A 24,943-nucleotide genomic window follows, 5' to 3' on the forward strand; every position below is an offset into this window, starting at 1 on the left:
GTGAAGGACGACGGCGGGGGTCAGTTTTGGTTGAGCTCGTCCGAGATTGCCTGGGCTGCTTCGCGGAGGAGCGGCACGGCGCGGTCGGCGAACGACTGGTCCACGCGGGAGACCGGCCCGGAGACGGAGATGGCGGTGGGCGTGGGGGCGTTGGGCACGGCCATGGCGAAGCAGCGCACGCCGAGCTCCTGCTCCTCCTCGTCGATCGAGTAGCCGCGTTCCCGGATCCGGTTCAGGTCTGCGATCAGGGAGTCGAAGTCGCCGATGCTCTTGGCCGTGGGCGTTGGCATGCCGGTGCGGGTCACGATGCCGCGCACCACCTCGTCGTCCAGCTGCGCCAGGATCGCCTTGCCGACGCCGGTGTCGTGCGTGTGGGCGCGGCGGCCCACCTCGGTGAACATGCGCATCGAGTGCAGCGACGGCACCTGGGCCACGTAGATCACCATGTCCGAGTCCAGCACGGCCATGTTGGACGTCTCCCCCAACCGGTCCACGAGGGACTTCAGCTGCGGCCGCGCCAGGGCGCCAAGCTGCTTGTTGGCACCTTCGCCGAGCCGGATCAGCCGCGGGCCGAGGGCGTAGCGGCGGTTGGGCAGCTGGCGGATGTATCCCAGTGCCACGAGCGTTCGCAGCAGCCGGTGGATCGTGGGGAGAGGCAAATCTGTTGAGGAGGAGAGCTCGCTGAGCGTGACGTCGCCGCCGGCGTCGGTGATCAGTTCCAAAAGTTCAAAGACGCGCTCAACGGACTGCACGCCTCCGGAGGCCTTCTCAGCCATGTAGCACTCTCCTGTTGTCTTGAATACGACAACTCTTATCCGCATCGTGAAAAAAGTTGCTTAGACAGCCAAAGATACAGCACACCCAACCGCCACGTCGATGCAACGACCCGGGGCTTGTATTTCCATAAAGTAGATAATAATATCCATAATACGAAAACATTGATCAGCCGAGCCCACCGCAGCGATGGGCCCAACCAGGAGGACATTCAATGGCGAACCCGAACCCCGGAAACTCAATCACCCTGCGCGTGGAGGCACCGTCGAGCTTCACGGCCACCAGCGAGCTCGCAGCCGCCGTCGGCGCGGCCGGAGCGGCCATCACCGCGCTGGATGTGACCGAGTCACACCACGAGACGCTCGTTGTCGACGTCACCTGCAACACCACCGACCAGGACCACGCGGACCGTGTGAAGGATGCGCTCAACGCGCTCGACGGCGTCACCGTGCGCAACGTCTCGGACCGCACCTTCCTGATGCACCTCGGCGGCAAGCTCGAGGTGGTCCCGAAGGTGGCGCTGCGCAACCGCGACGATCTCTCCCGCGCCTACACCCCCGGCGTCGCCCGCGTCTGCCTCGCCATCGCGGAAAACCCCGACGCCGTCCGGAACCTGACGGTCAAGCGGAACACGATCGCCGTTGTCACCGACGGTTCCGCCGTCCTGGGACTCGGCAACATCGGCCCGGCCGCCGCGCTTCCGGTCATGGAAGGCAAGGCCGCCCTCTTCAAGCAGTTCGCCAACGTCGATGCCTGGCCCGTCTGCCTGGACACCCAGGACACCGAGGAGATCATCAAAATCGTCAAGGCCCTCGCCCCCGTCTACGGCGGCGTGAACCTCGAGGACATCGCCGCGCCGCGCTGCTTCGAGATCGAGAACCGGCTCCGCGAGGAACTGGACATCCCGGTCTTCCACGACGACCAGCACGGCACCGCCATCGTCACGCTCGCCGCGCTGGTCAACGCCCTGCGGGTCGTGGGCAAGAAACTCTCCGAGGTGAAGATCGTGGTTTCCGGCGTCGGCGCCGCCGGCTCCGCGATCATCCAACTCCTCAAGGCCCAGGGCGCGCAGCACATCGTCGCCGCCGGCCGCTCCGGCGCCATCCACTCAGGCGAGAAGTACGACGACGAGCACCGCACCTGGATTGCCGCGAACACCAACGCGGAAGGCTTCGACGGAACGCTGCACGAGGCCCTCAAGGGGGCCGACGTCTTCATCGGCGTGAGCGCCCCGCACGTGATCGGCGAGGAGCAGGTTGCCTCGATGGCGGACAAAGCCATTGTCTTCGCCATGGCCAACCCGACGCCGGAAATCGACCCGACAGTGGCCTCCAAGCACGCAGCCGTCGTCGCAACCGGCCGCAGCGACTTCCCGAACCAGATCAACAATGTCCTGGCCTTCCCGGGTTTCTTCCGCGGGCTGCTGGACGCCGGGGCATCGGACATCACGCCGGAGATGCTGGTGGCTGCCGCCGAGGCGATCGCCAACCGGGTGTCTGACGACGAGCTCAACGCCAGCTACATCATCCCCAGCGTCTTCGACCCTCACGTGGCCGCCGACGTCGCTTCTGCGGTAGCAAACGCAGCCGCCGCGGCCCACGCCGCCGCAGGTACTGGCATCGCGACCGCAACAGCGGAAGACTCAACAGAAGAAGCAGCTTCTGCTGCGGCAGGCACAGCAGCTCTCGCCAACGCCTGAATCAGCCCTGGAAAGGACCCACAATGGCTATCACAGTCACAGACCCCCGGCCGATCGAGCGTGCGGAGGAGATTCTCACCCCGAAGGCCCTCGCGTTCGTGGAGGAGCTCCACAAGCGCTTCGCCGGCCGGCGCGGCGAGCTGCTTACGGCCCGCAAGGCCAAGCGCGAGCAGGTGGCCAGGACCGGCAGCCTGGATTTCCTGCCGGAAACCAAGAACGTGCGCGACGGCGACTGGAAGGTTGCGCCGGCACCGGCGGCCCTGCAGGACCGCCGGGTCGAGATGACCGGCCCGGCTTCGCCGGCCAAGATGGCCATTAACGCGCTGAACTCCGGCGCGAAGGTGTGGCTCGCCGACCTGGAGGACGCCAGCACGCCCACCTGGGACAACGTCATTGACGCCATCCTCAACCTCCGCGATGCCGCCACCGGGACGCTGAGCTACACCTCGCCCGAGGGCAAGGAGTACCGGCTCCGCACCGACGCCCCGCTGGCCGTCGTCGTGGCCCGCCCCCGCGGCTGGCACATGGAGGAGCGGCATCTGCTGCTCGACGGCGAACCCGCCGTCGGCGCGCTGGTGGACTTCGGCCTGCACTTCTTCCACATCGCCAAGCAGCTGGTGCTCAACGGCCAGGGCCCGTACTACTATCTGCCGAAGATGGAGGGCCACCTCGAGGCCCGGCTGTGGAACGACGTGTTCGTCTTCGCCCAGGACTTCCTCGGCCTCGGCCAGGGCACCATCCGCGCAACCGTCCTGATCGAAACCATTCCCGCTGCGTTCGAGATGGACGAGATCCTCTACGAGCTGCGGGACCACGCCTCGGGCCTGAACGCCGGCCGCTGGGACTACCTGTTCAGCATCATCAAGTACTTCCGTGACGCTGGCGCCAGCTTCGTGCTGCCGGACCGCGCCACCGTGGCCATGACGGCGCCGTTCATGCGGGCCTACACGGAGCTGCTGGTCAAGACCTGCCACCACCGCGGCGCGTTCGCGATGGGCGGTATGGCCGCGGTCATCCCCAACCGGCGCGAACCCGAGGTCACCGCGCAGGCCTTCGAGAAGGTCCGCTCGGACAAAACCCGTGAGGCGAACGACGGCTTCGACGGCTCCTGGGTGGCCCACCCTGACCTCGTGCCCGTCTGCCAGGAGGTCTTCGACTCAGTGCTCGGTGACCGCCCCAACCAACTGGACAAGCAGCGTCCCGAGGTCTCGGTCACGGCCGGCCAGCTGCTGGACATCGCTTCTGCCGAGGGCCAGGTCACCGAAGCCGGACTCCGCCTGAACCTCTACGTCGCCGTGGCCTACACCGCCGTCTGGATCTCCGGCAACGGCGCGGTGGCCATCCACAACCTGATGGAGGACGCTGCCACGGCGGAAATCTCCCGTTCGCAGGTCTGGCAGCAGATCCGCAACGAGGTGGTCCTCGCCGACACCGGCAACAAGGTCACCCGCGAGCTGGTCACCCGGATCCTGGCGGAGGAAACCGAGAAGCTGCGCGGCGAGGTGGGCGAGGAAGCGTTCGCCCGCTACTACCAGCCCGCCAGCGCCCTGATCGGCGACATCTGCCTGTCCGAGGACTACACAGACTTCCTCACCACCCCCGCCTACGAACTGGTGGGCTGAGGCATGGCGGTACCCGAAACATCGCTGACTGCGGCGGACCTGGCCCGGATTGACGGGCAGCTGGCGGACACCGACCGGCTGCTCGAGCAGAACTACCCGGGCGACGACGGCTCCCGCCAGCCCGTCCACACCGTGTACGTCCCCGCTGACCGGTTCACGCCGTCGCTCGCCGCCGACTGGGGAACCCAGGCGCTGGCGGCGGCGGCCGCCCACGGCGGGCTGGCCCGGTTGGGTGCGCTGCTGGGCCAGGACGCCGAGCTCGCCGAGGCCGTCGCTTCCAGGGTGGAAACGAAGCTGGCCAGCGAGCCGATCGAGGACCTCCGGCTCGACTTCGAGGACGGGTTCGGGGACCGGGGCGACGACGCCGAGGACGCCGCTGCCGTTGCCGCGGCGTCCGCCGTGGCCGCCGCAGTCTCGGCCGGGTCCGTGCCGCCGTTCATCGGCATCCGGTTCAAGTGCTTCGAGGCCGCCACCCGCGCCCGCGGGCTGCGCACCCTCGACCTGTTCGTCTCCGGCCTGGCCGCCGCGGGCGAACTGCCCGAGGGCTTGGTCCTGACGCTGCCCAAGGTCACTACCGTGGCCCAGGTGCGGGCCATGGATTATGCGGTCTCCCGGCTCGAGGACATTCATTCCCTCCCCGCCGGCCGGCTCCGGTTCGAGGTGCAGGTGGAGACGCCGCAGCTCATCCTCGGCCCGGAGGGGACGTCCCCGGTGGCACAGCTGCCGCATGCCGTTCCCGGCAGGATCAGCGGCCTGCACTACGGCACGTACGATTACTCCGCTTCCCTGCAGATCTCCGCCGAGTACCAGTCGATGGAACACCCGGTGGCCGACTTCGCCAAGGAGGTCATGCAGCTGGCCGTGGCCGGCACCGGCATCCGGCTGTCCGACGGATCCACCAACATCATTCCCGTGGGCGACAACGTGGAAAACGCGTGGCAGCTGCACGGCCGCCTGGTGCGCCGTTCCCTGGAGCGCGGCTTCTACCAGGGCTGGGACCTGCACCCGGCCCAGCTCCCCAGCAGGTTCGCGGCAACGTATGCCTTCTACCGGCAGGGCCTGCCGGCCGCGGCGGCCCGGCTGCGGAACTACGTGGAGCAGACGGAAGGCGGCGTCATGGACGAGCCGGCCACGGCCCGCGCGCTCGCCGCGTTCGTGCTGCGCGGCGTCCAGTGCGGCGCCGTGGGGGCCGAAGAGGTCCAGGCACTCGCCGCCGTCGGGATCCCCCAGCTGACTGCCCTGGCCCACCCGCGACTGGCTACCACTTCCAACTCCTAGGTAAGGAATCTCCCCATGGGAAAGTACTACTCCCCCGAAGGCGGACTGCCGCCGCAGACCCACCTGACCACTGAGCGGGCCATCGTCACCGAGGCCTACACGGTCATTCCCAAGGGCGTCATGACCGACATCGTGACCAGCAACCTGCCGGGATTCAGCAACACCCGCTCCTGGATTATCGCGCGCCCCATTTCCGGTTTCGCCACCACATTCTCACAGCTGATTGTCGAGATCGGCCCGGGGGGCGGGGCGCCTAAGGCCGAATTCGAGGCCGGCGTCGAAGGCGTCATCTTCGTGACCCGCGGCAAGGTCAGCCTCACCCTCGACGGCGAACTGCACCAGCTGGAGGAGGGCGGCTACGCCTACCTGGCCGCCGGTGCGGAATGGGGCCTGGAGAATGTCTCCGACGACGTCGTGTCCTTCCACTGGATCCGCAAAGCCTACGAGCGGCTCGAGGGGTATGAAGCCAAGTCCTTCGTAACCAACGAGAAGGACGTGGAGCCGACGTCGATGCCGGACACCAATGACGTCTGGAAGACCACCCGCTTCACGGACTCCAGCGACCTGGCCCACGATATGCAGGTGAACATCGTGACGTTCCAGCCGGGCGGAGTAATTCCGTTCCCGGAAACCCATGTCATGGAACACGGCCTGTACGTCCTTGAGGGCAAGGCCATGTACCTGCTCAACAACGACTGGGTGGAGGTGGAGGCCGGCGACTTCATGTGGCTGCGCGCCTTCTGCCCGCAGGCCTGCTATGCCGGGGGCCCGGGCGAGTTCCGCTACCTGCTCTATAAGGACATGAACCGCCAGGTCCGCCTCACCTAGTCCCGCCACGGACCTCACTGCCGCCGAAATCGCCGGAAACCTGCCAGTACGCTGGAAGCTTCCGGCGATTTCGCGTTTCCGGCGTCTCCGGTTTCCGCCAACCCTTGCGTCACAACTGCACGCAGGGAAGCATGAAGGCATGCTGACGATCGGAACGACTGTCCTCGGCGTCGACGACGTCGCCCGCGCCACCGCCTTCTGGTGCGACGCCCTCGGCTACATCCCGCGGGAGGACGGCGACGAGACGTGGGTGGTGCTCGTCCCGCAAAAGGGCGACGGCGCCCGGCTCGCCCTCATGCTCAGCGAGACTCCGGTGCAGTCCCATCCGCGCCTTCACCTGGACCTCTACGCCGATGACCAGGCAGCCGAGGTGGAACGGCTCGTCGAGCTCGGGGCAGCCAGGGTGGCCTGGGACTCGTATCCGGATGACCCGGATTTCATCGTGCTGGAAGACCCGGACGGAAACCGCTTCTGCGTTGTGGATGCGGCAGCTTGACCCCTCGAACCTGACCTCTTAAAAAGGGACGCGCGGAAGGACGCACCATGAATCTCTCGCCCGATTTCTCGCCCCGCACTGCCATCGTCACGGGCAGCGATTCCGGGATCGGCCGCGCCACCGCGGTTGCCCTGGCCCGGGCCGGCCTGGACGTCGGCGTCACCTGGCACTCGGACCGGGACGGTGCCGAACGGACAGCGGAGGAGGTTCGCGCCGAGGGCCGGAACGCGGTGGTCCGGCAGCTCGACACCACCGACCTCCTGGCGTGCGCCGGTGTCATCGACGGCCTGGCAGAGGACCTGGGCAGCGTCGACGTGTTCGTCAACAACTCCGGCACGGGCGACGGCACCAAGTTCCTCGAGCTGAACTATGAGACCTGGGCGAAGACCCTGGACACCAACCTCAACGGCGCCTTCCTCTGCATCCAGGCGGCAGCCCGCCGGATGGTCGACGCCGGGCGGGGCGGCCGCATCATCGCCGTCACGAGCGTCCACGAGACGCAGCCGCGGGTGGGCTCGTCGGCCTACGACGCGTCCAAGCACGGGCTGGGCGGACTCATCAAGACCATTGCGCTGGAGCTGGCCACCCACGGCATCACGGCCAACTCAGTGGCTCCAGGCGAAATCGCGACGCCGATGACGGGCCAGACCGATGAAGACCCCCGCACCACGGACCGGCCCGGTGTTCCGCTCGGGCGGCCCGGCGATGCGCGGGAGGTGGCCGCGGTGATTGCGTTCCTTGCCTCTCCGGCGTCGAGCTATGTCACCGGGGCGTCGTGGGCGGTCGACGGCGGGATGCTCCAGATGGGGCCGCAGGCCGGCTCACATATCACCGGCCATGAGTGGCGCGAGCAGGTTCCAGCCGCCACGCGAGCCGCCGGACAGGTCCCGCAACGGAAAGCGGCTGGCGGGTGAGTCGCCCGCCAGCCGCCGTCCCGGACCTCGCTGCTAAAGCCCGGTGTCTATATATCCCGGTGCCTCACTTGCCCGTCAGGGCTTGAGGACCACCTTGATGCAGCCGTCCTCTTTCTTCTGGAACTTCTCATAGAGCTCCGGCGCTTCGGCGAGCCCCGCGGTGTGGGTGACCAGATCCATCACACCCAGCGGATCGGCGTCGTCCTCCACCAGCGGGAGCAGCTCGTCCGTCCACCGGCGGACGTTGCACTGGCCCATGCGGAGCTGGATCTGCTTGTCGAACATGGTCAGCAGCGGCAGGGGGCTGGCCGTGCCGCCGTAGACGCCGCTCAGGGAGAGTGTGCCGCCGCGGCGGACCGCGTCAATGGCTGTGTGCAGCACGGCAAGGCGGTCGACGCCGGCGGTTTCCATGGCCTTCTGCGCCACCTTGTCGGGAAGGAGCCCCAGCGCCTGGTGCGCGAAGGCAGCCACCGGCGAGCCGTGCGCCTCCATGCCGACGGCGTCCACCACCGCGTCCGGTCCCCTGCCGCCGGTCATCTCGCGCAGTTCGTCGCCGATCCCCTTCGCATAGTCCAGAACCTCGACGCCGTGCCGCGCCGCCATCTCACGGCGTTCCGGAACCGGATCCACGCCGATCACCCGCTGGCCCAGGTAGGTGCCGATCCGGGAGGCAAACTGCCCCACCGGGCCCAGCCCGAAGACCGCCAGCGTGCCGCCGGCCGGAACATCGGCGTATTTCACGCCCTGCCAGGCGGTGGGAAGGATGTCCGAAAGGAACAGATACCGCTCGTCCGGCAGCTCCTGCCCCACCTTAACGGGGCCGTAGTCCGCGAACGGCACCCGCAGGTACTCCGCCTGTCCGCCGGGAACGGAGCCGTACAGCTCCGAGAACCCGAACAGCGCGGCCCCGGAATTCCTCTCCCGGACCTGGCTGGTTTCGCACTGCGACTGCAGGCCCTGGGAGCACATGTAACAGTGGCCGCAGGAAATGTTGAAGGGAATGACCACACGGTCTCCCTTTGCCAGGTTGGTGACGGCGCTCCCCACCTCCTCCACGATGCCCATGGGTTCATGGCCCAGCACATCGTCCTTGTGCATGTAGGGGCCGAGCACCTCGTACAGGTGGAGATCCGAGCCGCAGATCGCGGACGACGTGATTCTCACGATCGCGTCCGTGGGCTCCTTGATGACCGGGTCCGGTACTTCCTTCACGCTCACCGAGCGCTTGCCTTGCCAAGTCAGTGCCTTCAATGGAATGCCTTCCTGTAGCTGCACGTCGCGTCCTTTCGACCGTAACGTGCCCGGGTCCCAATGTGAAGGTCAGTATGCTTATCAATTTCCCGGAACTCGCAATCGGAGGGTAAGCATCGTTGCTTTTTCACTTGTTTCAGCCGGCGTACGCTCCTAGCGTAGGAACTGTTCTTGCCCCAAAGGAAAGGCGCCCGTCATGTCGCTGTACCAGCCCGAACCGGTGGAAATCTCCACGCGCATGCGCCCCGGCGAATGGACGGAGGCCAGCCTAGAAGAACTGGTGAGCACCTACCAAGCAAAAATCGTCGCCATGGGGGCGGCGGTTTCGGACGTGCTTACCGAGGTGGTCCGGAACGACGACGGCTCCGTGGCGGTCGCGGTGTCGTGGAACAGGGGGACCTACGCCGACGAGCCAGAGGGTGGCGGGTTCACCAACACCGAGTCCACGAACACCCAGTCGGGGGCGGACACGGCCGGGGCCTGACCGCGCCCCGACCCTCAAGCCCGGACCCTTCAAACCGGGACACCCTATCCGGCCAGCAGCCTGCCGATCGCGCTGCCGCCCAGGTTGTCGAGGAGCTCCCGCGGACCGTCATAGACCTCCACGGCCCCTGCTTCCCGCAGCTCAGCTTCGCTGGTGCCGCCGCAGGTGAGGGCAATGGTGGGGATGCCGAGCCTGCCGGCCGCCATCACATCCCACACCGCGTCCCCCACATAGACGGCCCCGGAGGCGTCAAGCCCCACGGCCTCCAGCGCCGCCACCAGGATGTCCGGCTCGGGCTTGCTGTTCTCCGCATCATTGGAGCTCGTAGCAGCGTCGATGAAGTCATCCGCCGACAGGGCGGAGCGGAGCGCTTCGAGATCCTGTTCCCTCGCAGACGAGGCCAGAGCCACCGCCAGTCCCTTTTCACTGCACTTGGCCAGCAGGTCCCGGGCCCCGTCCAAGGGGCGGAGCGAGGGCCAGTACGTGCCGAAAACCCCGGAATGGGCGGACAGGATAGCCTCGTCCACGTCCTTGTTTCGGGAGTCCGGCAGCAGACTGTCGACCAGTCGCGCCCCACCCATCCCCACACAGCGGTGGATCCGGGCCATGGGCACATCGAAGCCCGACTGGCGGAACGCCTGCCACCAGGCAAGGGTGTGGATATAGGCGGAGTCGATCAGGGTCCCGTCAACGTCGAACAGGACCCCCTTCTCCCTGCGCTGCCCCGGTGACAACTGATTCCGCGGCTCTTTGCCTTCTGACACTCCAGCCGGCCTCAGCGCTCGGCCAGCAGCGGAGCGGACACGCGCTGCGGTGCGGTCTTCCGGGACCCGTGACCTGCACCCACCGAGGACTTCACTGCCTGCCGGAGAGGCCAGGCATGGCGCTTTTGCGCCGGTCGCTTGACTGCATCCTTGCAGCAGTCCCGGATCAGGCCCGTGCCGGCAATCTCCCTGGCCTGGGCAACCCCGGCAACTGCTGCGCGCTTCGTCGGGAAGGTGACGGATACGGCCATCAGCGCCCCCGTTCCATCCAGCAGCCGGATCCTGTAACCGCCGTCGGGAGCGTCCACCAACTCGAAATATCCAGCCATTTTGGCTTTCCTCCTTCTTCACCCTTCGGTGACGTGTTAGTAAGTATACTTACCTAGCACCAAAGGTGAGAGTTGTCACCCGGTACCGGCCTTTGACGGGAGCGGCCTGTCGCTCCGGCGGGACCGGTGCTGGTTGAGTTCCAAGGCACTGGTCACCAGCGCGAAATGGCTGAACGCCTGGGGGGTGTTCCCCAGGTGCCGCCCGCTCTGGACGCCCCATTCCTCACTCAGCAGGCCGACGTCGTTGCGCAGGGACAGCAATCGTTCGAAAAGTTCCGTGGCCTCTCTGCGCCGGCCTGCTCCCAGCAGGGCCTCCACCAGCCAGAAGGAGCAGGCGAGGAATACCCCCTCATCCCCCGGCAGGCCGTCGTCGCTCGCCTGGGGCCGGTACCGCAGCACGAAGCCATCCTCGGTCAGTTCGCGCTGGATGGCCTCGATGGTGCCGATCACCCGCGGATCGTCGGGCGGAAGGAAGCCGACGCGCGGAATCAGGAGCAGGCTGGCATCGAGTTCGGGGCGGCCGTAGCTCTGCGTGAAGGTGTTCCGGCCGGCGTCGAAGCCGTTCGCCATGACCTCGGCGTGGATGGTGTCGCGGAGCGCCTCCCAGCGGTCTGCCGGGCCGGGAAGCCGGGAATCCCGGACCCCCTTGACCATCCGGTCCGCCGCCACCCATGCCATCACCTTGGAGTGGGTGAAATGGCGCCGCGGACCGCGCATCTCCCACAGCCCGTTGTCCGGCTGGTCCCAGGCGCCTTCGAGGTATTCCATCAGCGCCACCTGGACGTCCCAGGCTTCGTCGGTGTGCTTCAGCAACGAGTTGCGGGTCAGGGCAAGGCAGTCCAGCACTTCACCCCACACATCCAGTTGCAGCTGGCCCGCGGCGGCGTTGCCCACCCTCACCGGCGCCGAATTCTCATAGCCCGCCAGCCAGGGGAGTTCCATTTCCGGCAGCCGGCGTTCGCCGTGGATCCCGTACATGATCTGCAGGTCGGCCGGGTCGCCTGCCACGGCCCGCAGCAGCCAGTCGCGCCAGGCCGCCGCCTCGGAGGTGTAGCCGGCGGCCAGCAACGCCTGAAGTGTCAGGGTTGCATCACGCAACCAGCAGAAGCGGTAATCCCAGTTCCGGGGCCCGCCCAACTGCTCCGGCAGCGACGTGGTCACGGCCGCAACGATGCCTCCGGTGGGCGCGTATGTGAGGGCCTTCAGTGTGATCAGCGAGCGCTGGACGGCATCTTTGTAGGGTCCTGATACCTTGCATTTGCCTGCCCACTCCTGCCAGAAACGCTCGGTGGAATCCAACACTTCTTCCGGATCCACGGAACGGGGACGGCGCACATGGCTGGGCGCCCACGTCAGCACGAACGGCACCCGTTCGCCGGCCTTCACGGTGAAGTCGCTGACGGTGTGCATGCGTTCGCCCCGCAGCGGGGCAGTGGTCACCAGGTAGGCAGAATCAGGACCGGCGATGGCGTGCAGACCGTGGCTGTCCCGACGCACCCACGGCATGATGTGGCCGTAATCGAAGCGCAGGGCCAGCTCGCTTCTCATCCGGACATGTCCGTGCAACCCCACCACGATCCGCACAATGTCCGCCACCTCGTCGCGGGGCGGCATGAAGTCGATGACCCGGACGGCGCCGTCGTCGGTTTCCCACTCGGTTTCCAGAATGAGGGTGTGCCGGCGGTAGCGGCGCCGTGTGCAGCCGCCCCCGGCTGCCGGGGCGAGGAGCCAGCGGCCGGATTCGGGGGTGTCCAGAAGCGCATTGAAGCAGGCCGGCGAATCGAACCGCGGCAGGCACAGCCAGTCAATCGAGCCTTCAGTGCTGACCAGGGCCGCGGTGTGCAGATCCCCGACCACCGCGTAATCCTCGATGCGTACCATGCCCTTACAGTGCCACAGCGGGCCCCGCGGCACGAGGGGCGACCGGGTGTAGCCTGAGGTTAGGCGGAGCTGCCGCCGGAGCCTACCCAGCCAGCCTTGCCTCGTTATTCCGGCGGTGCCGGTCTGAAGGGCGGAAGTGGAGCCTTGCGTGGATAGTCGCCTGAATGAAGCTGACGTGGTGGCGCATGTCCAGGACATGTTGCTGGACACCCAGGATGTCCAGGATTTCCTTGACGAGTTGGCCCGGTACTCTGCCGAGAGCATGTCGGGGCCGCGCGGCCGGATCTATTGCGGCATCACCCTCCTGCGGCACCGTTCGGCGGCCACCGTGGCCAGCAGCAGCGAGCACGCCCAGGCGGTGGACGAGATCCAGTACCAGTTTGGCGACGGCCCCTGCCTGCGCTCCTGCCGGGAGGGCGTCCTGGTCCACGTACCGGACTTCGAGCTCGATTCGGAGTTTCCGGATTACAACGACACCGTGCTGAAGAACGGCATCCGTTCGGTTTTGGCGGTCCCTTTCGAGTTGCCCGGCGCAGACGCGCGGGCGGGACTCAACCTGTACTCCGAAAAGCCGAATGTCTTTGACGCCTCCGCCGTAGAGAGTGCCATCAGCTATGTCCGCCAGGCGTCCAAGGGCCTCCGGCTCGCGGTCCTGCTCGCCCAGCGCAACGACAACGCCGACAACCTGAGGCGGGCGATGGAGTCGCGGACCATCATCGACACCGCCGTCGGGATCATCATTGCGCAGAACCGCTGCAGCCAGGAGGACGCCATCAACCTCATCAAGTCGGCATCCAGCACGCGCAACCTGAAGCTGCGCGACGTCGCTGCGGCCATCGTGGAGTCCGCCGGCGGCGGCACCGTGACAACCCACTTCGACTGAGTTCCCACGGATGAACATCCACATCGGTACGTCCGGCTGGAGCTACGACCACTGGGAACATGTGCTGTACCCGCCGGGGCTTCCCACCCGGGACCGGCTGCAGCACTACGTGTCACGGTTCAGCACAGTGGAGCTGAACGCCAGCTTCTACCGCTGGCCGCGGGACACCACGTTCGCCGGCTGGCGGACCAGGTTGCCGGCCGGTTTTGCCCTGTCCGTCAAAGCCCCGCGCGGCCTCACCCACGGCAAGAAGCTGTACGCCCCCGAAGTCTGGATCGAACGGATCTCGCGGTGCTGGCACGAGCTCGGCGACAAGCGCGCGGTGCTGCTGGTCCAGTTGCCTCCCGGCATGGCTAGGGATGACGCCCGCCTGGACTATTTCCTCGGCGCCGTGCCCGAGTGGATCCGGGTGGCCGTGGAATTCCGCCATCCGAGCTGGGAGCAGCCGGAAGTGTACGGGCTGCTGGAACGGCACGGGGCCGCGTACACCGTCATGAGCGGTGCAAACCTGCCCTGCAACCTGCAGGCGACCGCCCCGTTCGTCTACGTCAGGCTGCACGGGCCCGACCACCGGCACCTGTACGGCGGCTCCTACTCGGACGAGGAACTGGGCTGGTGGGCGGACAGGATCCGGGAGTGGCGAGGCTCCGGACGGGAAGTCTTCGCGTATTTCAACAACGACGGCGGCGGCAACGCCGTGCGTAACGCCGACACCCTGCGCGGCATGCTGGGAGACGGCGGGGAGTAACAGAGAGCAGGACGGCAACCCAAGGGCCCCTGCCCTGTGGCAGAGTGAAGGCATGGACATGGCGTCACAGGAATCACCGTTGTCAGGGGCGAGTCTGTCAGGGAAGCGCGTCTTCCGCCTGGCCCACCGGCTCTCGGATGCGATCAACACGTCGCGCCTGAAGGCCGCCCGGCGCTGGAAGTTCGAGCCCAAGACCATCGCCTACCAGGGCTACGGCTCCACGGAGTGGGTCCGGGTCCTGGGCAGGGTGGTGCTGGCCAGCAAGCCCGTGCCCGGCAGCCGCGCCGACCATGCCGCCCGGAACGGCACCGAGAATGTGCGCGGCTGGCGTGCCTTCACCAGCGTTCCCATTCCCGGCTCGGACGTGGAGATCGAGATCGGCGGAACAGTCACGAAGGTCAAGGCGGACCGCGGCGGGCTGGTGGACATCGATATCCCGGTGTCCCTTGCCCCGGGCTGGCACACGGCTGTGCTTCGCTCCGCGGGCACCGAACCCACGGAAGCCAGCATCTTTGTGATTGCCCCGGACACAAAGTTCGGCATTGTCTCCGACATTGACGACACCGTCATGGTCACGGCACTGCCCCGGCCGTTCCTGGCGCTCTGGAACACCTTCGTCCTGAGCGAGCGGGCCAGGATGGCCACCCCGGGCATGGCGGTGCTGCTGGACCGGCTGACAGTTGAGCATCCCGACGCGCCGGTCATCTACCTCTCAACCGGCCCCTGGAACGCAGCGCCCACGCTCGCACGGTTCCTGACCCGGAACATGTATCCGGCCGGCCCGCTGCTGCTCACGGACTGGGGACTGACCCAGGACCGGTGGTTCCGCAGCGGCCAGGAGCACAAGCGCCGCAACCTTGAGCGGCTGGCGGCGGAGTTCCCGCACATGCGCTGGCTGCTGATCGGCGACAACGGCCAGCATGACGAGCAGATCTACTCGCAGTTCACACAGCACAACGCGCACAAGGTGGCGGCCATCGCCATCCGGCAACTGTCCGTGAGCGAGGCCGTCTTCGCCGGCGGCCACTCCGAAGACGGGGACCACAGCGCCTCAACGGTGCCGTGGATCTACTCTCCCGACGGGGCGGGCATAGCCCGCCAGCTCAGGGAGCTCGAACTGCTCTAGGTGCCCCGACCGCTTCAGGTGACCGGCCCGCCGTCGGGCGTTCCGCCGTCGGACATCCCTGCGTCTGTCAGCATTCCGTCAGCCACGGCTCCGTCCGGCCCTGCTGCCGCAGCCGCGACGGCGGCATCCGCGGACGCGGCCAGCTTGCGTTCCTCCTGGAGCTCCTGGAACCAGTAGAACGAGGCCTTCGGCGTGCGCACCTGCGTCTCGAAATCCACGTGCACCAGGCCGAACGGCTGCTTGTACCCGCCGGACCATTCGAAGTTGTCCATGAAGGACCAGACGTAATAGCCGCGCAGGTCGATCGCCTCGGCCTCGCCGCCGGGGGCCGTGGCCCGGAGGGCGGTGCCGAGGTGGTCGGAGAGGTAACGGACCCGCCGCTCGTCGGGGATGAAGGTCCGGTTCGTGGACTTGTCGAGGACCCTGATGTCCTCAAAGCTCGCCCCGCCCTCCGTGATGATGACGGGCGGAAGGTTCGGGTACCGTTCGGCCATTTCCTTGAGCGCCACGGCCATGTACTCGGGCTTCACGGGCCAGCCGTAGGCAGTGGTTTCGGTGTCCGGCCACGGTTCGATGTGGAGCGGGGCACCGGGCGTGGCGTCCTTGAGGTCATCCCCCATCGCCTCCGCCATCGCCGCCGGAACGGGGCTGTCGCCCCCGCCCGCTGCCACCCGCGTGGGCATGTAGTAGTTCATGCCGTAGAAATCCAGCGGCTGGGAAATGACGGCCATGTCCTCGTCCGGATGGTCGAAGGACGAGAAGAATTTCCCGAGGCGGATGAGGTCCGGATACTTCCCGGTAAGCACGGGGTCCGCATAAAGCCGGTTCTGCGCCATGTCCATCGCTCCGGCACTCATCCAGTCAAGGGGGTTGCCCGAGTTGGGCACCACGGGCGAGTACACGTTGGTCATGCCGATTTCTCCAGGCACCCTGGCGGCCCGAAGGGCCTGCAGGGCCAGGCCGTGGCCGAGCAGCTGATGGTGCACGGTGGGCAGACCGTTGGCGAAGTCGGCCTTCCCCGGAGAGTGCAGGCCCAGGGCATAACCGTTGGTGGTCACGGTGGCGGGTTCATTGATGGTCACCCAGCGGGCCACCCGGTCCCCGTACGCGGCCGCGGCGATGGCGGCGAACTCCCCCAGCCGGTAAGCCGTGTCCCGGTTGAGCCAGCCGCCGTCCTCATCGAGGGCCAGCGGAGTGTCCCAGTGGTAGAGCGTGACCATCGGCGAAATCCCGTTCGCCAGCAGCTCGTCCAGCAGCCGGTCATAGAAGTCGAGGCCGGCCCGGTTTACCGCTCCACGTCCGTCCGGCTGGATCCGCGGCCATGCCAGTGAGAACCGGTAGGAATCGACGCCGAGCTCCTTCATCAGGGCCACGTCCTGCGGCATGCGGTGGTAGTGGTCGCACGCCACCGCGGGGCTGTGGCCGTCCACGATCGTCCCGGGCTTGGCGGCAAAGACGTCCCAGCCGGCGGGTCCGCGGCCGTCCTCATCGAGCGCCCCTTCAATCTGGAAGGCGGCTGTAGCTACCCCCAGGGTGAAATCGGCCGGAACCATGGCTGCCAATTCTTTGGCGGAAGGATGCATCGCTGGACCTCTGTGACGTTGTGAAAGGCCGTTTGGCCAAAACTTCAGATTGCCGGAGTCTACCGCTCAGGGCGCCGCACTGCCCGGATTAAGCGCTGTCAGGATTAATCACGGACATCACGTTCGTCCACGCTAAAGCTGGAAAACGAACCCTTGGGCGCAAACATGGCCTTCTCCTACGACGGCTCCGGTCCTTCCACAGCTCCGATCCTTCAGCAGCTCAAGACGACTGGGGTACCTCTGGACTGGGGTACCTCCCAGAATGGCACAGGCCGGGGCCGCTGACGAGGGGCCTGAACGGGGTTCCTGGCGTCGCCCCGCCTCCGGCCCCGGCAGGGTCTTGACCGGCGCTGGTAGGGTCTGCGGCATGGATGAAAAATTGGGGAAGTTCATCGATGATTTCGCGCAACTGGTGCAGATCGCCCAGTCCGGGCAGCACCGCGTGAAGGCCGGAACGCAGCTGCTGACAACAATCACCGAGCATCTGGCGGTGCCGGCCGAATCACTTGCGGTGGTGGTGGAGGAGGTGCCGGCGCACCGGTTCGTGGACGCGGACATCCTGATGGCCGAGCTCGCCGGTGAGGACCCGGAGTTCCGGCTGGTGGGCATCGGCGGCGGAGACCAGCGCCACCACCAGTCCCTGAGTGACATGCTGCAGCAGTCGCAGTTTTTCCCGCAGTTCCCGTTGTCCCAGCCCGACTACATCAACCTGGCTGTGGGCCCGGACGAACAGCGGCAGGCCGTGGCACTGGGCCTGTGGCTGTTCCGGCACGCGGGCAGCCCTGTTGCGGTCCTGCAGCGGGACGCGGCGCCGCGGTACGGGCGGCAGACGGCATGCCTCGAGGTTCTGGCTGCTGATGCGAAGAACGCGGCGGACTTCCTGGCGGAGTTCCGCCGGCGCATGCAGCGCGGCAGCGTCCTGAAGGGCCAGGTCATTTCCCTGGTCATGGGAGAGTACGGGCCCAGCACCGGAGGCGTGACGTTCCACGCCCGCCCGGAACTCACCGCCTCCGACGTCATCCTGCCGCAGGGGCTGCTCCAGAAAGTGGCTGATCACGCCCTCGGCATCGCCGCACACCGGGAGTCGCTGAACGAGTACGGCCAGCACCTCAAGCGGGGCATCCTGCTGTACGGCAAACCGGGGACCGGCAAGACCCACACGGTGCGGTACCTGCTGAGCCAGAGTGCCGGCATCACCGCAATCCTGCTGTCCGGAGGATCCCTGGCCCGGATTTCCGAGGCGGCCGCCATGGCCCGGGCCCTTCAGCCTTCGATCGTTGTGCTGGAGGACTGCGACCTGATCGCCGAGGACCGGAGCTTCGGGCACGGGCCGCAGCCGCTGCTGTTCGAGGTGCTGGACGCCATGGACGGCCTGGACCACGACGCCGACGTCGCGTTCGTCCTCACCACCAACCGTGTGGACATGCTCGAACGCGCCCTTGCCCAGCGCCCCGGCCGCGTGGACCTCGCCGTGGATATTCCGCTGCCGGCCGCGGACGAGCGCGTCGGGCTGGTGACGCTGTATGCGCGCGGCATTCCGTTCAGCCCGCAGGCTGTCCGGGACGCCGCCGCCCGCACCGAAGGGACAACGGCCTCATTCGCGCGCGAACTGGTCCGCCGCGCCGTCGTGCGTGCCGCACTGGACGGCGCACCCGTGTCGGACAGCCACCTGCTCGGGGCGGTGGAAGAACTGATGGCCGACGGCGAGACCCTCACCAGGAGCCTGCTGGGCAGCGGCCCGGCCGGCGCCGGGGACGGGCAGGGCGGCTTCGCTGTTCCTGCCTTCCCTGGCCCGGGAATTGGCGGGCCGGGTTCTCCCCGGCCGGGCTTCTTCCCAGGGCCTGATTTTGGCAGCGTTGGTTTCGCCGGGCCGGGTTAGTCCAGTTACGGGTCAGTCCACCAGCGGCGGCGGCCCGAAGAGGAATTCGTTGGCGTGGGACACGGCCTTGCGGAAAGCATCATTCCGCAGGCCCACCAGGTTCGCCGAGCCGGCCTCGCCGGGCTCAAGGAACTGGGTGAGGCCTGGGCGAAGCACCCAGATATCCCCAGCCGGCGGCAGGTAGAACACTCCGAACGTACGGTGCTGGCGGTCGTCGTCGGACCAGATGGGCACCACGGCCAGGGCGGCACCGGTTGTGGGATTGATCCACTGTGCGCGGGGAAGCGGCTCCTCATGGGCCTCGGGATCCAGGAACGGCGCTGTGCCCTTGCCCCAACGCTGCTCGAAGCGCTCATGGAAGGCCGGGATCAGGTGGGAGTCGTAGCGGCGCCAATCGCTCATGGCTGTGGTTCTCCTCTGACGTTCAGGTCGGATTCAGGCCCAGGGTCCGCTCTCCCACCTGACGCGGGTGACGCGCAGCGGCGGTTCACGGTGCCGGACTACGTGGACTGGAATGCTGTGTGGCTGGCTGGCTGATGGGTCGGGGCCCCCGGCACGAAGGATCTCGCGGTCGTAGGCTGCCCGGCGCTTCGGGTCCCGAAGCACGGAGAAGGCCTGCATGACGAGTTGCAGTTCGGCTGGCACCGCGTCACCGTTGGCGAGATCCGGATGGTGGCGGCGCATCAGCGCGCGGTAGGCACGGGCGACTTCCTGCTGCGACGCGCCGTGCGGAATCTGCAGCACCGCATAGTAGTCCGGTGCGGGTCTGGTCATCACTGAAGCCTGTTGAAGTGGTTGTTCCTGTTGCCGTGGCCGGGGCGGCCTTCGGGTTAGGTGGAGGCCGCCCCTGCCAGCGCTGCGGCCGGCTACGTCCCGATCTGATGCAGCTGGCCCTTGCTTTCGATCTCGATCTTCCGTGGCTTTGCCTGCTCGGCGACCGGGATCCGGAGTGTCAGCACTCCAACGTCGTAGCTGGCCTTGATGTTGTCCGCGTCCAGCGTGTCACCGAGAATGAGCTGCCGGCTAAAGACGCCGCGTGGCCGCTCGGAAACCACCATTTCGACGTTCGGCTGGGTGGCATCCCGGCGCTCCGCCCGGACAGTGAGGACGTTCCTTTCAACGTTCAGATCCACGGCGTCCGGCGAAATCCCCGGCAGGTCAAAGGCCACCACAAATTCCCCGTCTTCCTGCCACGCATCCATCGGCATGGCCGCCGGACGGGCTGCTGTTCCGAAGACCTGCTGGGTGAGACGGTCCAGCTCACGGAACGGGTCGGTACGGATTAGCATCATTTCCCACTCCCTTCAGCATGTAGGTTCAATGGCTATCCATCACCGCTTATCTATGGTGGTGGATATAGATTTTTTATAGCACCAGTGACAAACTGGGGCAAGGGGCAAATCAGGAAAAGTTTGGACGGGGAATCACATGGCCAACCGGGGCAGCACTGGGCGCGGGCTGTACGCCATTTCGGTGGTGGCGGAGCTCGTGGGAACAGGCCAGCAAAACATCCGGCTCTATGAGCGCCGCGGCCTGCTGACCCCGGAAAGGACCGACGGCGGCACCCGCCAGTACAGCGAATCCGACCTGGCCGTCCTGCGCCGCATCGGAGAACTCCTGGACGAAGGGCTCAACCTGGCGGGCGTGGCGAAGGTGCTGGAACTGGAAATGGACAACGCCCGTCTCCGGCGGCAACTGAAGCTTGCCCGGGCCCGGAGCGCCCGCCCGGACGACGGCGATTGATCCGTAGCTACAGCCGTCCGCCGGCGAGCAGGAAGGAATCCTCCAGCAGCTCGGCGAGCAGGCCGCCGTCGACCCTTGAAAGCCGGACGAGGACCAGCTGCGGCGAACGCTCATGGTGCGGCGTCCAGAAAAACGTCTCAGGATCCGTGCCCGCGAGAGCCTCCCGCTCCGCGGTTTTGACCGTGAGCACGTCCGTTTCCCAGATGCGGGCCATCAGGGTTTTAGCGAACCAGGCCGGCTGGTTCCAACTGGCGCGCTCGGTCACGCCCGGCAGTGCAAGGCAGATCCTGCGGACATCGGCTTCGGTGGCCATGCTTTCAGTCCGGGGCGTCCGCCTTGGAAAGCTCGCCCGTAACTTCTTCGCCCGGCACCCGGGCAGTGCGCCAGGTGTCGACGGCTATCACGGCACCGAGCACCACCAGCGAGAGTGCCACGGAAGCCACGGCGTCGCTCACCCAGTGATAGCCAAGGTACAGCCTGCTGACGGACGCCAGGATCACTCCGATGATGGCGCAGACAAAACCGACCACTGTTGTCTTTGGTTTCCGGTGGCGGGAAAACACCAGGAACGCCGTTATCAGCAGGAAGTCGGAGGCCCCCAGAACGTGGCCCGACGGAAACGAAAAGGTGTGATCCGCGCCGAACAGCATCTGGTCCACTGGAGGGCGTTGCCTGTCGACCGACCTGCCGATGAGCTGCGCCAGTCCCACGCCCGTGAGCATTGCCGCCGCCAGCAGAATCGGCCGCCAGGCATGCTTCGCCAGGATGCCCCATGCCACCGTGACAACGAGGACGATGATGGGCAGCGCCACGGGCCCGAAGATGACAGCCAGGACAATCATCACCACGGTCAGCACCTGCGAGCGCGTCGTCAGGAGCCACCTCCATGCCTCGTCATCAGCACTGGCCACCCCGTCATGACCCTGAACTCCGGAGAGAGCCAAGAAGAAGACGGCTGCCCCCACAACTGCGAGGACGACCGCCGTCACGTAGAGCGCCTTCCGCGCGCCGGGTTCCATGTAGCGTTCTTCAACCACAAACTTGTCATGGAAGACGCGCCACCAGCCCTGCTTGTCCGCCGATTCTTCTGCCACCTGAAAGACCGCCTGTGTGCGCTAAGGAAAACTGCCTTTGAAGTGAAATCCTAAGCCCCCTTACGGATGTCCTTCGCCGCTGTTACGGTAAAACTTCCAGCCCCGCGAGGTCTCAGGAGACGACATGAGCACAGAAGGAACCGGCCAGGAAGACCAGAACAGCGGACCCTCACCGCAGACCCAAGGGGATGGCGTCCCGGACTCCGGCGACGGCGTCGCCGTGGGCGCAGGCGAGCCGAACACGTTCGAACCGGAAGAGGGCAAGGACAGCCCGCGGGCCGGAACGCCCAGCAACAGCCAGATTGCCACGGCAGAGGACACACCGGACGTCGAGGAAACACCGGTGGACACCACCGAACCCAGCTGACCTGGCTGCGGCTCCCGAGCAGTACGCAGAACAACAAGGCCCGTTCCGGTAGCCCTGTCCTGATTGGCAGCCCCGGTGGATAATTAGTCACACATTGAAGTGGCAACGGGGCTACGGAGGCTGCCGTGAGGATCATCGGACTGCTTGTGGTCATCTGGCTCATCATCGGCGTGTTTGCCGCGTTTCAGCGGGGCTACTTCAGCGGCTCCCCGGACTCGTGCACAGAGGCCGGAACCGTGGCGATCACCATCGCCGCCGGACCGCTGAACTACATGGGCGCCAACCCCAAGCTGACCTGCGAAGTGCCCCAGCCTTCCAAGTAAACTCAGCCTTCCAAGCAGCGGCCTGCCCGGTAAAACAACGGGCCGTTTACCCCGACGGGGCGCTACCGTTCACTCGCGATTAACGCGCGCGTCCTCGCCTGTCCAAGCTGCCCCGTTAGGTTCGGGGCCATGGACATCACTCGCAGAACACTCATCACCAGCAGCCTCGGCGCCGGCCTCGTCATCGCCCTGCCCGGCACCGCCGTCGCCGATCCCCGGAACGCGGAAGCGAGCCTCCCCACAGATCCCTTCACCCTCGGCGTCGCGTCCGGCGACCCCTGGCCCGACGGCTTCGTGCTCTGGACCCGGCTCGCGCTCAACCCGCTCGCAGAAGACGGGCTGGGCGGCATGCCCTCCCGCGTCGTAGCCGTGGCCTGGGAGGTTGCCGAGGATGCGGCGATGCGGCACGTCGTCCAGCGCGGCGTGGAGCAGGCCCGGCCGGAAAGCGCCCACTCCGTCCATGCGGAACTGCGCGGCCTGAAGCCGGGGCGCGAATACTTCTACCGGTTCCGCGCCGGCCGGCACATCAGCCCTGTCGGCCGCACACTGACCAGTCCGGCCTGGTACGAGACGCCGGCCGCCCTGTCCATGTCCTTCGCCAGCTGTGCCCAGTACGAGCACGGATTCTTCACGGCCTACCGCCGCCTCGCCGAGGACCAGCCGGACCTGGTGCTGCACCTCGGCGACTACCAGTACGAGTACAAGAAGGGCTCCTACGTGACCGGCGGCGGGAACGTCCGCAACCACGAGGGCCCGGAGACGGTGACGCTGGAGAACTACCGCCAGCGCCACGCTCAGTACAAGGCCGACGCCGACCTCCAGGCCGCGCATGCCGCGGCGCCGTGGCTGGTGGTCTGGGATGACCACGAGGTGGATAACAACTGGGCGGACGAGGTCCCGGAAAACGCGGACCCTGCCCAGCTGAACGACACGGCAGCCAACTTCAGGAAGCGCCGGGCCGCCGCCTTCCGGGCGTACTACGAGAACATGCCGCTCCGCGCACCCTCCATGCCCGCCGGGGCAGACATGAAGATCTACCGCACGGTTCAGTGGGGCCAGCTTGCCAACTTCCATATGATGGACACCCGCCAGTACCGCGACGACCAGCTGGCCGGGGACGGGTGGCGGAAGAACGTCCAGGAGCGCCTGGCGGAGAACCGGACCATCACCGGGGCCGACCAGGAGCAGTGGCTGCTGGACGGTTTCCGGAAGTCCAAGGCGCGCTGGGACCTGCTGGGCCAGCAGGTGTTCTTCGCCGAGCGGGACCGCAACCAGGCCGCCGACATCGACGACGTGTCCATGGACGGCTGGGACGGCTACGCATCCTCCCGCCGCCGCATCACCCAGGGCTGGGTGGACGCCAAGGTGCGCAACGCCGTCGTCCTCACCGGCGACGTCCACCGCAACTGGGCCAACGACGTCAAGGTCGACTACAAGAACCCGGACGCGCCGGTGGTCGGGTCTGAACTGGTGTGCACGTCCGTTACCTCCTCCGGCAACGGGACGGGCTCCGTCACGGACCCCACCATGGCCTGGAACGAACACCTGAAGTTCTACAACGACCAGCGCGGCTACGTCCGGACCACGATCACCAGGGACTCCCTGACAGCGGATTTCCGGGTGCTGGACTACGTCAACGCACCAGGTTCGGCGGTTAGCACCAAGGCGTCCTTCCGGATAGACGACGGCGTGCCCGGCCTCCAGCCCCGCGCCTAGCTGCCGCCTCCCGCAGGACAGCGCTCACCAGTCGTGGACGGTTCCGTCGACGAGGCGGTTGTAGGGCAGGTAGGCCTGCTGGTAGGGGTAGGCGGCGGCGGCTTCCTCGTTGAATTCGACGCCGATGCCGGGCTTGTCGCCCGGGTGCAGGTAGCCGTCGGTGAACGTCATGGTCTGCTCGAACACCTCGTTCGTGGCGGCCGAGTGCTGCATGTATTCCTGGATGCCGTAGTTGTGGATCGCCAGGCCCACGTGCAGCTGCGCGGCGAACCCGACCGGGGAAATATCCGTGGGTCCGTGGAAGCCGGACTTGATCTGGTACTGCGCGGCGAAATCCATGACCTTCTTCAAAGGGCTGATCCCGCCGAAGTGCGTGGAGGCTGCCCGGACGTAGTCGATCAGCTGTTCCTTGATGATGGTCTGGTAGTCGTACACGGTGTTGAAGATTTCACCGATGGCCAGCGGGGTGGTGGTGTGCTGGCGGACCAGGCGCAGCGCCTCCTGGTTCTCCGCCGGGGTGCAGTCCTCCAGCCAGAACAGGTCATACGGCTCCAGGGCCTTGCCCAGCTTCGCGGCCTGGATCGGCGTCATCCGGTGGTGCCCGTCATGCAGCAAAGGCAGTTCCGGTCCGAACTCGTTCCGGACCGCCTCGAACACCGACGGCAGGTGGCGCAGGTAGGCCCGGGTGTCCCAGTCCTCCTCCACCGGGAACGCACCGCGCCCGGCCGGTTCGTAGTCGTACCGCTCCCCCGACGCCTGGGCCTGCGCGGCCACCCCGTACACGGCCTTGATCCCGGGCACCGCGGTCTGGATCCGCACCGACTTGTACCCGAGCTCCAGGTGCTCCCGGACCGAGTCAAACAGCGAGGGGATGTCCGAACCGGACGCGTGCCCGTACGCCCGCAGCCCGTTCCGGGACGCCCCGCCGAGCAGCTGGTACACCGGCATGCCGGCCAGCTTGCCCTTGATGTCCCACAACGCCATGTCCACCGCGGCGATCGCGGCCATCGTCACCGGGCCCCGGCGCCAGTACGAGGACCGGTACAGGAACTGCCAGGTGTCCTCGATCCGGTGCGGGTCCTTCCCGATCAGCAGCTGCGCGACGTGCTCCTTCAAATAGGCAGCAACGGCAAGCTCACGCCCGTTCAGGGTGGCGTCACC

Annotated in this window: 27 protein-coding genes; 15 read left to right on the forward strand and 12 right to left on the reverse strand. The window is 66.9% G+C overall.

The features are described from left to right. Positions 1 to 20 precede the first annotated feature (20 nt). On the reverse strand, positions 21 to 776 hold the full coding sequence (locus DBZ45_RS16445; protein ID WP_111904951.1) for an IclR family transcriptional regulator: 756 nt from the start codon (positions 774 to 776) through the stop codon (positions 21 to 23). A gap of 212 nt (positions 777 to 988) precedes the next feature. Here DBZ45_RS16445 and DBZ45_RS16450 point away from each other — a divergent pair, with 212 nt between their 5' ends. The 6 genes from DBZ45_RS16450 to DBZ45_RS16475 all read left to right on the forward strand — a co-directional run bounded on the left by DBZ45_RS16450 (position 989) and on the right by DBZ45_RS16475 (position 7,611). Continuing rightward, positions 989 to 2,473, forward strand: a complete 1,485-nt coding sequence (locus DBZ45_RS16450; protein WP_111904952.1) for an NAD-dependent malic enzyme — start codon at positions 989 to 991, stop codon at positions 2,471 to 2,473. Positions 2,474 to 2,496: 23 nt separating this feature from the next. Continuing rightward, positions 2,497 to 4,095, forward strand: a complete 1,599-nt coding sequence (aceB, locus tag DBZ45_RS16455; RefSeq protein ID WP_111904953.1) for a malate synthase A — start codon at positions 2,497 to 2,499, stop codon at positions 4,093 to 4,095. 3 nt (positions 4,096 to 4,098) lie between these two features. Beyond that, the gene (locus tag DBZ45_RS16460; protein WP_111904954.1) at positions 4,099 to 5,373 is read left to right on the forward strand and encodes a DUF6986 family protein; all 1,275 of its coding nucleotides are present in this window, start codon (positions 4,099 to 4,101) and stop codon (positions 5,371 to 5,373) included. Between the two features lie 15 nt (positions 5,374 to 5,388). Beyond that, a complete protein-coding gene (locus DBZ45_RS16465; RefSeq protein ID WP_111904955.1) occupies positions 5,389 to 6,201 on the forward strand; it encodes a bifunctional allantoicase/(S)-ureidoglycine aminohydrolase in 813 nt (270 codons plus the stop codon). A 139-nt stretch (positions 6,202 to 6,340) separates the two neighbouring features. Beyond that, positions 6,341 to 6,697: a VOC family protein gene (locus DBZ45_RS16470; protein WP_111904956.1), complete on the forward strand. Its 357-nt coding sequence runs from the start codon at positions 6,341 to 6,343 to the stop codon at positions 6,695 to 6,697. 47 nt (positions 6,698 to 6,744) lie between these two features. Then, positions 6,745 to 7,611: an SDR family oxidoreductase gene (locus DBZ45_RS16475; protein WP_111904957.1), complete on the forward strand. Its 867-nt coding sequence runs from the start codon at positions 6,745 to 6,747 to the stop codon at positions 7,609 to 7,611. A 75-nt stretch (positions 7,612 to 7,686) separates the two neighbouring features. On the opposite strand, the gene DBZ45_RS16480 is transcribed toward DBZ45_RS16475, so the two are convergent. Further along, positions 7,687 to 8,862, reverse strand: a complete 1,176-nt coding sequence (locus DBZ45_RS16480) for a zinc-dependent alcohol dehydrogenase (RefSeq protein WP_111904958.1) — start codon at positions 8,860 to 8,862, stop codon at positions 7,687 to 7,689. Positions 8,863 to 9,058: 196 nt separating this feature from the next. Here DBZ45_RS16480 and DBZ45_RS16485 point away from each other — a divergent pair, with 196 nt between their 5' ends. Continuing rightward, positions 9,059 to 9,346 carry a hypothetical protein gene (locus DBZ45_RS16485; protein WP_111904959.1) on the forward strand — a complete coding sequence of 96 codons (288 nt, stop codon included), beginning with the start codon at positions 9,059 to 9,061 and terminating at the stop codon, positions 9,344 to 9,346. A gap of 44 nt (positions 9,347 to 9,390) precedes the next feature. Here the strand turns inward: DBZ45_RS16485 and DBZ45_RS16490 are convergent, their stop codons facing one another. From DBZ45_RS16490 to DBZ45_RS16500, 3 genes are all read right to left on the reverse strand, one after another. After that, on the reverse strand, positions 9,391 to 10,080 hold the full coding sequence (locus DBZ45_RS16490; RefSeq protein WP_111904960.1) for an HAD family hydrolase: 690 nt from the start codon (positions 10,078 to 10,080) through the stop codon (positions 9,391 to 9,393). Positions 10,081 to 10,121: 41 nt separating this feature from the next. Continuing rightward, positions 10,122 to 10,439, reverse strand: coding sequence for a YegP family protein (locus tag DBZ45_RS16495; RefSeq protein ID WP_111904961.1), 318 nt, complete (start codon positions 10,437 to 10,439; stop codon positions 10,122 to 10,124). Positions 10,440 to 10,514: 75 nt separating this feature from the next. Further along, positions 10,515 to 12,320, reverse strand: coding sequence for a glycoside hydrolase family 15 protein (locus tag DBZ45_RS16500; protein ID WP_111904962.1), 1,806 nt, complete (start codon positions 12,318 to 12,320; stop codon positions 10,515 to 10,517). A gap of 148 nt (positions 12,321 to 12,468) precedes the next feature. On the opposite strand from DBZ45_RS16500, the gene DBZ45_RS16505 reads away from it, so the two are divergent. The 3 genes from DBZ45_RS16505 to DBZ45_RS16515 are packed head-to-tail and all read left to right on the forward strand — an operon-like array spanning position 12,469 to position 15,077. Continuing rightward, entirely contained in the window at positions 12,469 to 13,203 is a 735-nt protein-coding gene (locus tag DBZ45_RS16505) for a GAF and ANTAR domain-containing protein (protein ID WP_111904963.1), read from the forward strand. A 10-nt stretch (positions 13,204 to 13,213) separates the two neighbouring features. Continuing rightward, positions 13,214 to 13,951 (forward strand): DUF72 domain-containing protein, encoded by a 738-nt coding sequence (locus DBZ45_RS16510; RefSeq protein WP_111904964.1) that lies wholly within the window; start codon positions 13,214 to 13,216, stop codon positions 13,949 to 13,951. A 52-nt stretch (positions 13,952 to 14,003) separates the two neighbouring features. Further along, positions 14,004 to 15,077 carry an App1 family protein gene (locus tag DBZ45_RS16515; RefSeq protein WP_190243162.1) on the forward strand — a complete coding sequence of 358 codons (1,074 nt, stop codon included), beginning with the start codon at positions 14,004 to 14,006 and terminating at the stop codon, positions 15,075 to 15,077. A 14-nt stretch (positions 15,078 to 15,091) separates the two neighbouring features. Here the strand turns inward: DBZ45_RS16515 and DBZ45_RS16520 are convergent, their stop codons facing one another. Continuing rightward, positions 15,092 to 16,660: a glycoside hydrolase family 1 protein gene (locus DBZ45_RS16520; RefSeq protein WP_223257123.1), complete on the reverse strand. Its 1,569-nt coding sequence runs from the start codon at positions 16,658 to 16,660 to the stop codon at positions 15,092 to 15,094. Between the two features lie 367 nt (positions 16,661 to 17,027). Here DBZ45_RS16520 and DBZ45_RS16525 point away from each other — a divergent pair, with 367 nt between their 5' ends. Then, positions 17,028 to 18,539 (forward strand): AAA family ATPase, encoded by a 1,512-nt coding sequence (locus DBZ45_RS16525; RefSeq protein WP_111904966.1) that lies wholly within the window; start codon positions 17,028 to 17,030, stop codon positions 18,537 to 18,539. Positions 18,540 to 18,551: 12 nt separating this feature from the next. Here the strand turns inward: DBZ45_RS16525 and DBZ45_RS16530 are convergent, their stop codons facing one another. The 3 genes from DBZ45_RS16530 to DBZ45_RS16540 all read right to left on the reverse strand — a co-directional run bounded on the left by DBZ45_RS16530 (position 18,552) and on the right by DBZ45_RS16540 (position 19,828). Next, complete coding sequence (locus tag DBZ45_RS16530) at positions 18,552 to 18,941, reverse strand: hypothetical protein (protein ID WP_111904967.1); 390 nt, start codon at positions 18,939 to 18,941, stop codon at positions 18,552 to 18,554. A 33-nt stretch (positions 18,942 to 18,974) separates the two neighbouring features. Further along, positions 18,975 to 19,313, reverse strand: coding sequence for a J domain-containing protein (locus tag DBZ45_RS16535; RefSeq protein ID WP_111904968.1), 339 nt, complete (start codon positions 19,311 to 19,313; stop codon positions 18,975 to 18,977). 92 nt (positions 19,314 to 19,405) lie between these two features. After that, positions 19,406 to 19,828 (reverse strand): Hsp20/alpha crystallin family protein, encoded by a 423-nt coding sequence (locus DBZ45_RS16540; protein WP_111904976.1) that lies wholly within the window; start codon positions 19,826 to 19,828, stop codon positions 19,406 to 19,408. 139 nt (positions 19,829 to 19,967) lie between these two features. On the opposite strand from DBZ45_RS16540, the gene DBZ45_RS16545 reads away from it, so the two are divergent. After that, positions 19,968 to 20,282, forward strand: coding sequence for a MerR family transcriptional regulator (locus DBZ45_RS16545; protein ID WP_111904969.1), 315 nt, complete (start codon positions 19,968 to 19,970; stop codon positions 20,280 to 20,282). 7 nt (positions 20,283 to 20,289) lie between these two features. Here the strand turns inward: DBZ45_RS16545 and DBZ45_RS16550 are convergent, their stop codons facing one another. Further along, entirely contained in the window at positions 20,290 to 20,595 is a 306-nt protein-coding gene (locus tag DBZ45_RS16550) for an MmcQ/YjbR family DNA-binding protein (RefSeq protein ID WP_111904970.1), read from the reverse strand. A gap of 4 nt (positions 20,596 to 20,599) precedes the next feature. Next, the gene (locus tag DBZ45_RS16555) at positions 20,600 to 21,376 is read right to left on the reverse strand and encodes a phosphatase PAP2 family protein (RefSeq protein WP_440130529.1); all 777 of its coding nucleotides are present in this window, start codon (positions 21,374 to 21,376) and stop codon (positions 20,600 to 20,602) included. Positions 21,377 to 21,500: 124 nt separating this feature from the next. Here DBZ45_RS16555 and DBZ45_RS16560 point away from each other — a divergent pair, with 124 nt between their 5' ends. The 3 genes from DBZ45_RS16560 (at position 21,501) to DBZ45_RS16570 (ending at position 23,782) form a co-directional block, all read left to right on the forward strand. Beyond that, positions 21,501 to 21,743 (forward strand): hypothetical protein, encoded by a 243-nt coding sequence (locus tag DBZ45_RS16560; protein ID WP_111904971.1) that lies wholly within the window; start codon positions 21,501 to 21,503, stop codon positions 21,741 to 21,743. Between the two features lie 125 nt (positions 21,744 to 21,868). Beyond that, entirely contained in the window at positions 21,869 to 22,066 is a 198-nt protein-coding gene (locus DBZ45_RS16565; RefSeq protein ID WP_111904972.1) for a hypothetical protein, read from the forward strand. 129 nt (positions 22,067 to 22,195) lie between these two features. Next, entirely contained in the window at positions 22,196 to 23,782 is a 1,587-nt protein-coding gene (locus tag DBZ45_RS16570) for an alkaline phosphatase D family protein (protein ID WP_111904973.1), read from the forward strand. Positions 23,783 to 23,806: 24 nt separating this feature from the next. On the opposite strand, the gene manD is transcribed toward DBZ45_RS16570, so the two are convergent. Beyond that, positions 23,807 to 24,943 (reverse strand): D-mannonate dehydratase ManD (gene manD, locus DBZ45_RS16575; protein ID WP_111904974.1); only part of this gene is annotated, 1,137 nt, incomplete at its 5' end.

The sequence above is a fragment of the Arthrobacter globiformis genome, from assembly GCF_003261175.1.
GTDB lineage: Bacteria > Actinomycetota > Actinomycetes > Actinomycetales > Micrococcaceae > Arthrobacter > Arthrobacter globiformis_A.